Source organism: Vibrio sp. ZOR0018 (assembly GCF_963865925.1).
GTDB classification, from domain to species: domain Bacteria; phylum Pseudomonadota; class Gammaproteobacteria; order Enterobacterales; family Vibrionaceae; genus Vibrio; species Vibrio anguillarum.
Genome location: NZ_CAWMCN010000111.1, coordinates 20,866 through 28,698, shown reverse-complemented (window position 1 = coordinate 28,698; position 7,833 = coordinate 20,866). Strand labels below are relative to the sequence as shown.

Genomic DNA, 7,833 nt, shown 5'->3' with positions numbered 1-7,833 from the left:
TCAGAAGTGAAACACAACAGCGCCGATGGTAGTGTGGGGTCTCCCCATGTGAGAGTAGGACATCGCCAGGCTTTGAATATCGCTTACATATCATTAACAATATGAAAGCAAAACTAAAAATATAGCTTTATCAAAGTAAGACTAATTTTTAGTGACAATTTGTGGAGAGATGGCTGAGTGGTTTAAAGCACCGGTCTTGAAAACCGGCGATGGTTAATAGCTATCCTAGGGTTCAAATCCCTATCTCTCCGCCACTTTTAAAGAAAAAACCGCTGTTTTTACAGCGGTTTTTTCGTTTTATATCAACATGCCAATCTGGAAAATTAATAGCTTAATTCAATCTCTCGAATATATCTTGATCACCCTATCTGTACTTTCCAAAAATCGATTTTACACATTGAACACCTCAGACATAATGTCGTCGTGATCCGCAAAACTTTGTTGGTTAGCGTGAGCCAACTGCACACTTGCTCTATTGGATTTAGCACGGTGAGTAGGAGGAAACGTGATGACACTAACATGACTAAACTGCACTTATATACCTACCAGCACCATCCATTATAACGACGGCCTCACCTATTCCTTTTTATAGGGGCATGCCGACCCAAATAAATACGCATATTCAAATCGCTGTGGCTTCACAGTTCGAGGTTTTGTGCCGTGCTCGGCCTTAAGTCAAATGGCATTTTGATCAAGAAATTATCCAGGAAATCCCAGGTGTTCAAGCGGGTAATAGTAGAATTAGGATGGTTTTTGTTGGCTCGCCAGCGTTTTGAAATCGGTGCTATTAAGGCTATCCATCGTGATATTTAACAATAGTTAGATAGCCTTAATGAGATCGTACTTTTCTTTAATTGGTATAAGGTTATTTTTAGGTGCTTAGTTAGATTGCCATTTAAACATGCTCTATCATGGTCAGTGCCTTACGTGAGACTTCTGCGGCGGCTTTAGGGTAGTTTTGTTTTTCAAGGCTATCGGCAAGATAAGCGTAATCAGATACATTGGCACGGAGCGATAACGCTTTTTCCAAATGGCTTTGCGCCTCTGCCCATTTCTGCTCTCTCATATACAATTGAGCCAGTGCGCTGTGTGCTTCGGCGTTACCACTATCCTTACTAATGGCTTCTTGTAATAACAAAATTGCTGGGTATCTATCTGGTAAATTGAGCTCTGCCAATAATGAATACAGAGCTGGCATTGGATGTTTTTTTAATGTTTCTTTAATGACGGTAAATGCTTCCGAATCTGCTTTTCGTTGAATCAACTGCTCGATGAAGCATTGAGTTAAAATGACGTCGTTTTTGGTTTTCCTTGGAAGCTTGTCCCAATGATTGATTAAGCCTTCACTACCTTGCTGCTGGGCCACGTTTTTTAGTAAACCGCATTGTGCTTTTTGGTTCAGTTGTTGGCTCTCGTCCGTATCGATCTGTTTTGCTTTTTGGAGCTTAGGTAAAAGCTCAAGCAGCGGTTGCCACTGTTCTAGGTGCACGTATGTTATCTTGAGTAAGTTGAGCACGATGGTGTTATTCGGATGAGTGGCTTGTAATGCTGATAGAGTGCTTAGCGCCAGCTCAAACTCTTCTTCTCGTACTTGCTGCTTGGCGCGAGTTAATTCAACGGCTAGGCCTGCATTACTTTGCTGACTGGCGAGATCTAAATAGTGATCTCGTTTTGCTCTGTCGCCCATTCCCTGCGCAGCTTCCGATGCAACAAGGTAGCAGAGCAGCGGCATATCATGGTGGTTCGCCCAGCGAGTGACTTTCTTTTCTGCCTGCTTCCAGTCTCCCTCTAGAAGTTTAATGATACCTTCATTGGTATAACGGCGAGAGCGCTTTAACTTACGTACGCTGAACCAGTTTAATGTGTTTGAACTGGCATAGAATGCTTTTTTGAGGAGATATTCTAAGCTAAATAATCCAGAGAGGAGTGCAATCACAAAGATCACTAAGGTGGTTACGCTCATCTCTATTGTTCTATTAGCTATAGAGATAAGAACATAACCTTGCTGGCCAGCATATTGGGTTCCGACAAATAAACCGGCCCCTAATACTACAAAAAGAAAGATGACTCTAAACATTACTTATCCTCCGTAACGCTCATTGGAGAGACTTCACGGCGTAGGCGTTCAGTGATGACATCAGCGAGTTCGTGCTGAGTTTCAAGTTTAACTGGATATTGCACTTGTATATTTTGTTTACTGAGCTGCAATAGCGCGTGATTAAACTGCTGCACACTCTGATCATCGGAATTAAAGAAGCTGGCTGACCATTTATCTGCTGTGCTCAGTGCCGTTGTATAAATCTCTTGTTGTTCTGCGTATACGGCTTTGATGGCGGTTTCTAATTTTGCTTTGAGATTTTCTTTTAGATAGAAGTGCTGTTCAGGTGACAGTAGCGGAATGGCATTACCGTCTCGAGTGCGGAAGGTAATGAAGTTCTCCGAGAAGTCTTTCAATGAGCTAACGAGATTATTTTGCCAGTCGTTAATATTTTCGGAAACTTGTGGTGCTGATTGCTGCTGAGTTTCAGGCAACATGGCATTGGCCAGCGGTAGAGTGTCAACTTGTTGCTGTAAGGTTGTTAAGCGTAACACTAGCCCTTCACGATCAATCAATGGGATGATTTTGAGCTGAGTAATGTCACGCGCCATGGCTTTGCGTAGCGGCACTAAGCTTGGGTCATTCAATTCAGCAATACGCTGATCAGCGCTTTCCATTAGCTTGGTCGCGCTGACGATGTCATGTTCTAGAAAAAGTTTACGGCCAGCTAGTTTCACTAAGTAGTCAGCTTCTGCTAGTAGCCAGTCGTTGGGACGGCGGCCTTTGATATCAGCTATCGCCAGTTGCAAGCTGTCGATACTTTTTTGCTGTTGATTCAAGGCTACGTCAGTTTTGTGAGTGAGTTGGTCCGCTTTGGCTTGTGTTTCTTGCTTTATTTGATTGATTTCAGCCGCGAGCTGACTTTGGGTTTGTGTTAATTGAGTCTGCAATGCGTTGATTTTGGCTTGGTAAAAGGCGTCTTTTTGCTGCATTTGATAGGCTATACCACCACTGAAAATGATGGATAGGCTAATTGCAATAACAGAAAGTTTGATACTGCGCTTTGCTCGTTTATCACTCTTTTCTTCAGGCTGAGACGTGGGATCCTGCACGTAACTTTTTGGTGAATCAAGGTTATCCGTTGCGTCTTTTTCTGTAACCAGAGGAGGTGTGGCTGCTTTTTCAGGTTCAATATGCGGGTTATTATTTTTGCTTGTCATGCTTAGAGTCCTGTCTAGATTGGCTAATACTAGCCGCGAGTTCTGTATTGGAGGCGCTTCCCACGTTCGTGACGCACCCAAATCCCATGTGCAGCGCCTCTTGTCGAATTCGCTCGCTTGGGACAAAAAGAGCTAAATTTAGCAGCCAGAGTCGTTGTGAATCAGAGAATTGATCCATCATAAAATTGAGTTGACCTGAGCTGGTGACAACTAACTGAGTGACTTGCTGTTGCTGCCACAGAGATATCGATTCGGCGGCAAAGAGGGTGATCGTATCGCGTCGATACACTTCCTTATACACCACATCAGCACCACGCTCGATTAAGCTGTCGTGGATGAGCTCACGTCCGCCATTACCACGTAAAATCATCACTTTAAGGCCCGATATTGATTGCAACTGCGGTAGGGCAAGCAGGTGTTCACTGTCACTTATCTGTGGATAGTGTACTTTTTGTTGGCTTAATTTGCTGAAAACATGTGCGGTTTTTTGACCAACGGCAAGGTATCTGGCGTCATTTGGCCAAAAATATCGGTGATCTTGCAAAAATTGATGACTGAACGTCACCGCGTTTTGGCTAACCGCAATAATAATGTCGCATTGCTGAAGTTCTGGGAGTAAATACGGGAGATCGACTCCTGCATTAATCTGAATCAGTGGATGGTGAACGGAGCGGATACCGAGATCCGCTAATTGTTGGCAAAGTTCAATCCCTTGATTTTCGGGACGAGTGACCAACACCGTCATGCGTTATTCGTGCTCGCAGTAGAGTTTGGACAGAATATCTCGCGCTCCATCATTGAGCAATTGATGGGCAAGCGTGATTCCTAGTTGCTCGGCATCGGAGCGGTGGCCGCGAATCTCACCTTGCACAATCTTAGAACCATCAGGCTCACCGACCAATGCTCTTAACCAAATATGATCACCATCGAGCAATGCGTAGCTACCGATAGGTACTTGGCAACCGCCTTCTAATGTTAGGTTCATGGCTCGTTCACATTTCACGCGATCAGCCGTGTCAGAATGGTTGAGTGGCGCAAGCAATGCTCTTAAACGTTCGTCATCTAAACGGCATTCAATCCCGACTGCACCTTGCCCTACTGCAGGAAGCGATTGTTCTGGTTCAATAATGCTGCGAATGCGATCTTCAAGCTTCAAACGTTTTAAACCTGCTGCGGCGAGAATAATCGCATCGTATTCACCTGTATCGAGTTTTCCAAGACGAGTACCGACATTGCCACGCAATTCTTTAATCACAAGGTCTGGTCGATATGCTTTGAGTTGGCATTGGCGACGTAGGCTGCAGGTGCCGACGATGGCACCTTGAGGCAGTTGTTCAATGCTTTGATAGGTGTTTGAAACGAAAGCATCACGTGGATCTTCGCGTTCACAAATCGTCACTAGTCCAAGCCCTTGAGGGAAATCGACGGGAACATCTTTCATTGAATGCACTGCCAAATCGGCGCGGCCTTCAAGCATAGCGACTTCCAACTCTTTGACAAAAAGCCCCTTACCACCCACTTTAGCTAAAGGCGTATCTAAAATGACGTCGCCTTTGGTTACCATGGTCACTAATTCCACTTCTAGGCCAGGATGAGCCGCTTGCAGCGCATCTTTAACATAATAAGCTTGCCAAAGGGCGAGCGGGCTTTTACGTGTGGCGATTCGAATGGGTGTTGCGTGAGTCATGATAATCCCGAGTGTAGGTAATGGATGGTTTAATCCTATCATTCCCGCTATGAAAGGTTTACTACTAGATCGTCGCTGTGAAGGATTGATGAAGAGATAGCATAAATTGGTCAAAATTGTGTGATTTATATCTCGTTTATATAATGAGCTATTACGACAAAGTGTAAATAGCTACGACACTATAGCCAAGGTCGTTGGAGTGCATTGTAGGCATGCTCTGTCTGAGTGTGATATGCATCGAGAGGGCTTTACCAAATGGAAAGAAAATGTTAGATTGATCACGTTTTTTTGGTGCTTTAGAATAAAATATAATCAAAGCGCGTGTTAATGTTTCAACCAAGGAATCAACCTTGCAGGCTTACACCAAGACGTTAATTCAACGATTAGACAATCTCAACCAGCAACGTACCGAGCGTGCGCTGGCGCTTATGGATTTGCAAAGTCAACGTGTATTTCATTTCATTCCTGCACTACTGCACTTCAATCACCCGATTATTCCCGGCTACTACGATGCAAAAGTCCCTTATGGTGTCTATGGTTTTGAGCCTAACGACATCCAACGTCAGCTGGTTGAAGATACAGAACTCACCTTAGGTCAACCCTTACCGACCGCTGATTCCCCCGCTATTCTTGCTCTGTATACCATGGGCAGTACCTCGTCGATTGGTCAAAGCACTTCGAGTGACTTAGATATTTGGGTATGTGTAGCATCGAGTATGAGCTGTGATGAGCGGGAAAGCTTAAGCAACAAATGTTTGTTGATCACCGATTGGGCAAAGAGCCAAGGGGTGGAAGCCAACTTTTTCCTGATGGATGAGCTACGTTTTCGCAGTAATCATTCTGAGCAGATGACAGGCGAAAACTGCGGTTCATCGCAACATCTCCTGCTATTAGACGAGTTCTATCGCTCTGCTGTTCGCTTGGCAGGCAAGCGTTTACTGTGGCAAATCGTGCCTCCTGAAATGGAAGAGTGCTACGACGAATACGTGCACGAATTGTGCAGCAATGATTACATTAATTGCAGTGAATGGATCGATTTTGGTAAGTTGAACCGCATTCCTGCTGAAGAGTATTTCGGCGCAAACCTTTGGCAGCTTTATAAAAGCATCGACTCGCCTTACAAGTCAGTGTTAAAAGCGATTCTGCTTGAGGCGTATTCGTGGGAGTACCCACACACACAATTATTAAGCATTGATACCAAACGAAGGTTTTTTACTCATGAACCTGATTTGTACAGTATGGATGCTTACTATTTAATGCTTGAAAAAGTGACGCGTTACCTTGAACGCATTGGTGATTCTGCCCGTCTTGATCTGGTGCGTCGTTGTTTCTATCTCAAAACGCATGAAAAGTTATCCCGTGAGCCGGGCCTAGGCTCAGTGGCATGGCGTCGAGAAGCATTAAGCCACATGATTCAGCAGTGGAATTGGTCGGAATCTGTTGTTCAAGAATTAGACAATCGCCGTAATTGGAAAGTCGAACAAGTTAAAGTTGTCCACCATGCGTTGTTAGATGCGTTGATGCTGAGCTATCGAAACCTGATCCAGTTTGCGCGTCGTAATGACATCACCTCGGCCATTAGCCCACAAGATATATCAATCCTCGCGCGTAAGTTGTATGCGGTGTTTGAGGTGTTGCCGGGTAAAGTTACGCTACTGAATCCACAAATTTCGCCAGATCTGCACGAGCCGGATCTCTCGTTCATTCAAGTTCGGGAAGGGCGAACCAATAAAGCGGGCTGGTATCTGTATAAACAGCCTCTGGTTGCCCATCGTATGATTGGCCAACCTTTCCTTGAGCATAATGAATACCTCAGTAAGCTGGTCTCTTGGGCCTTCTTTAATGGTTTGATCACGGAATCAACTCATTTGCACTCAGTAGTACGTGACGCACAGTTGGATATTGATAAGTTCTATCAAATGGTCAGCGATTTGCGTAATACCTTCTCGTTGCGTAAGCGGCGGCCGACCATGCAGGCTCTAGCAAGCCCTTGTGAAATCAGCCAGCTGGCGATGTTCATCAACTTTGAAAATGATCCTACCGCGGAATTAAGCGGTAAATCGCTCAAAATTGATTTGAAAAATATAGATATTTTCAGTTTCGGATCTGAGCAAAAAAGCTTAGTCGGTAGTGTCGATTTAGTGTATCGCAACTCGTGGCATGAAGTACGGACTCTCCATTTTACTGGCGAAACGGCGATGCTCGACGCGTTGAAAACCGTGCTTGGCAAAATGCACCAAGATGCGCTACCGCCAGAGTCTGTCGATGTATTTTGTTACAGCAAAAGTCTGCGTGGCGTGATGCGCAACATGGTGTACCAGTTGCTGGCGGAATGTATCGATTTGCGTTTGAAACCGGTAGAGCAAGAGAAACGTCGCCGTTTTAAAGCGTTACGCATTGGCGATCAAATGTATGGTCTGTTTTTTGAGCGGCGAGGGGTTTCGGTACAGAAGTTGGAAAATTCGGTAGATTTTTACCGCAGTATTTCAACCAACAAATTGAAAGGTTCACCGCTGTTAATGCTCGATCGCGATCAAGATTATCAACTGCCGGAAATCGTCGATGGTTTTGCTAGTGAAGGCTTAGTGCAGTTTTTCTTTGAAGATACCGATAAAGGCTTCAACATTTATGTGTTGGATGAGTCGAACCAAATTGAAGTCTATCACCAGTTCAGCGGCGAAAAAGATGAGATGATCACTAACGTCAACAGCTTTTATACCTCAGTGCGCGACGGTAACCCACTCTCCGCTAAACTTATTAACTTCAATCTGCCGCAGTATTATCAAATCGTCCACCCAGAAGAAGGGGAAAGCTATATTGTCCCTTATCGTAACGATTCCGCGCTCTATTCTCGTCCTTCAAAAGCGGTCAACGCTTAGTTCGGTAGC

Annotated in this window: 5 protein-coding genes and 1 tRNA gene; 2 read left to right on the top strand and 4 right to left on the bottom strand. The window is 44.6% G+C overall.

From position 1 onward, the window contains the following. Nucleotides 1–163 precede the first annotated feature (163 nt). Nucleotides 164–254 (top strand) — tRNA-Ser (locus AACR75_RS10225). A gap of 641 nt (nucleotides 255–895) precedes the next feature. Here AACR75_RS10225 and AACR75_RS10215 read toward each other — a convergent pair. Genes AACR75_RS10215 through hemC form a run of 4 tightly spaced genes read right to left on the bottom strand, consistent with a single transcriptional unit; the run spans nucleotide 896 to nucleotide 4,945 of the window. Next, the gene (locus tag AACR75_RS10215; RefSeq protein ID WP_047690033.1) at nucleotides 896–2,077 is read right to left on the bottom strand and encodes a heme biosynthesis protein HemY; all 1,182 of its coding nucleotides are present in this window, start codon (nucleotides 2,075–2,077) and stop codon (nucleotides 896–898) included. Next, complete coding sequence (locus tag AACR75_RS10210; RefSeq protein ID WP_047690031.1) at nucleotides 2,077–3,258, bottom strand: uroporphyrinogen-III C-methyltransferase; 1,182 nt, start codon at nucleotides 3,256–3,258, stop codon at nucleotides 2,077–2,079. Before AACR75_RS10210 ends, AACR75_RS10215 begins: the two co-directional genes overlap by 1 nt. Next, nucleotides 3,242–4,003, bottom strand: coding sequence for a uroporphyrinogen-III synthase (locus tag AACR75_RS10205; RefSeq protein WP_017048597.1), 762 nt, complete (start codon nucleotides 4,001–4,003; stop codon nucleotides 3,242–3,244). Before AACR75_RS10205 ends, AACR75_RS10210 begins: the two co-directional genes overlap by 17 nt. A 3-nt stretch (nucleotides 4,004–4,006) precedes the next feature. Further along, nucleotides 4,007–4,945, bottom strand: coding sequence for a hydroxymethylbilane synthase (hemC, locus tag AACR75_RS10200; protein ID WP_047690029.1), 939 nt, complete (start codon nucleotides 4,943–4,945; stop codon nucleotides 4,007–4,009). Nucleotides 4,946–5,295: 350 nt separating this feature from the next. Here hemC and AACR75_RS10195 point away from each other — a divergent pair, with 350 nt between their 5' ends. Beyond that, the gene (locus AACR75_RS10195) at nucleotides 5,296–7,824 is read left to right on the top strand and encodes a class I adenylate cyclase (RefSeq protein ID WP_047690026.1); all 2,529 of its coding nucleotides are present in this window, start codon (nucleotides 5,296–5,298) and stop codon (nucleotides 7,822–7,824) included. Nucleotides 7,825–7,833: the final 9 nt, after the last annotated feature.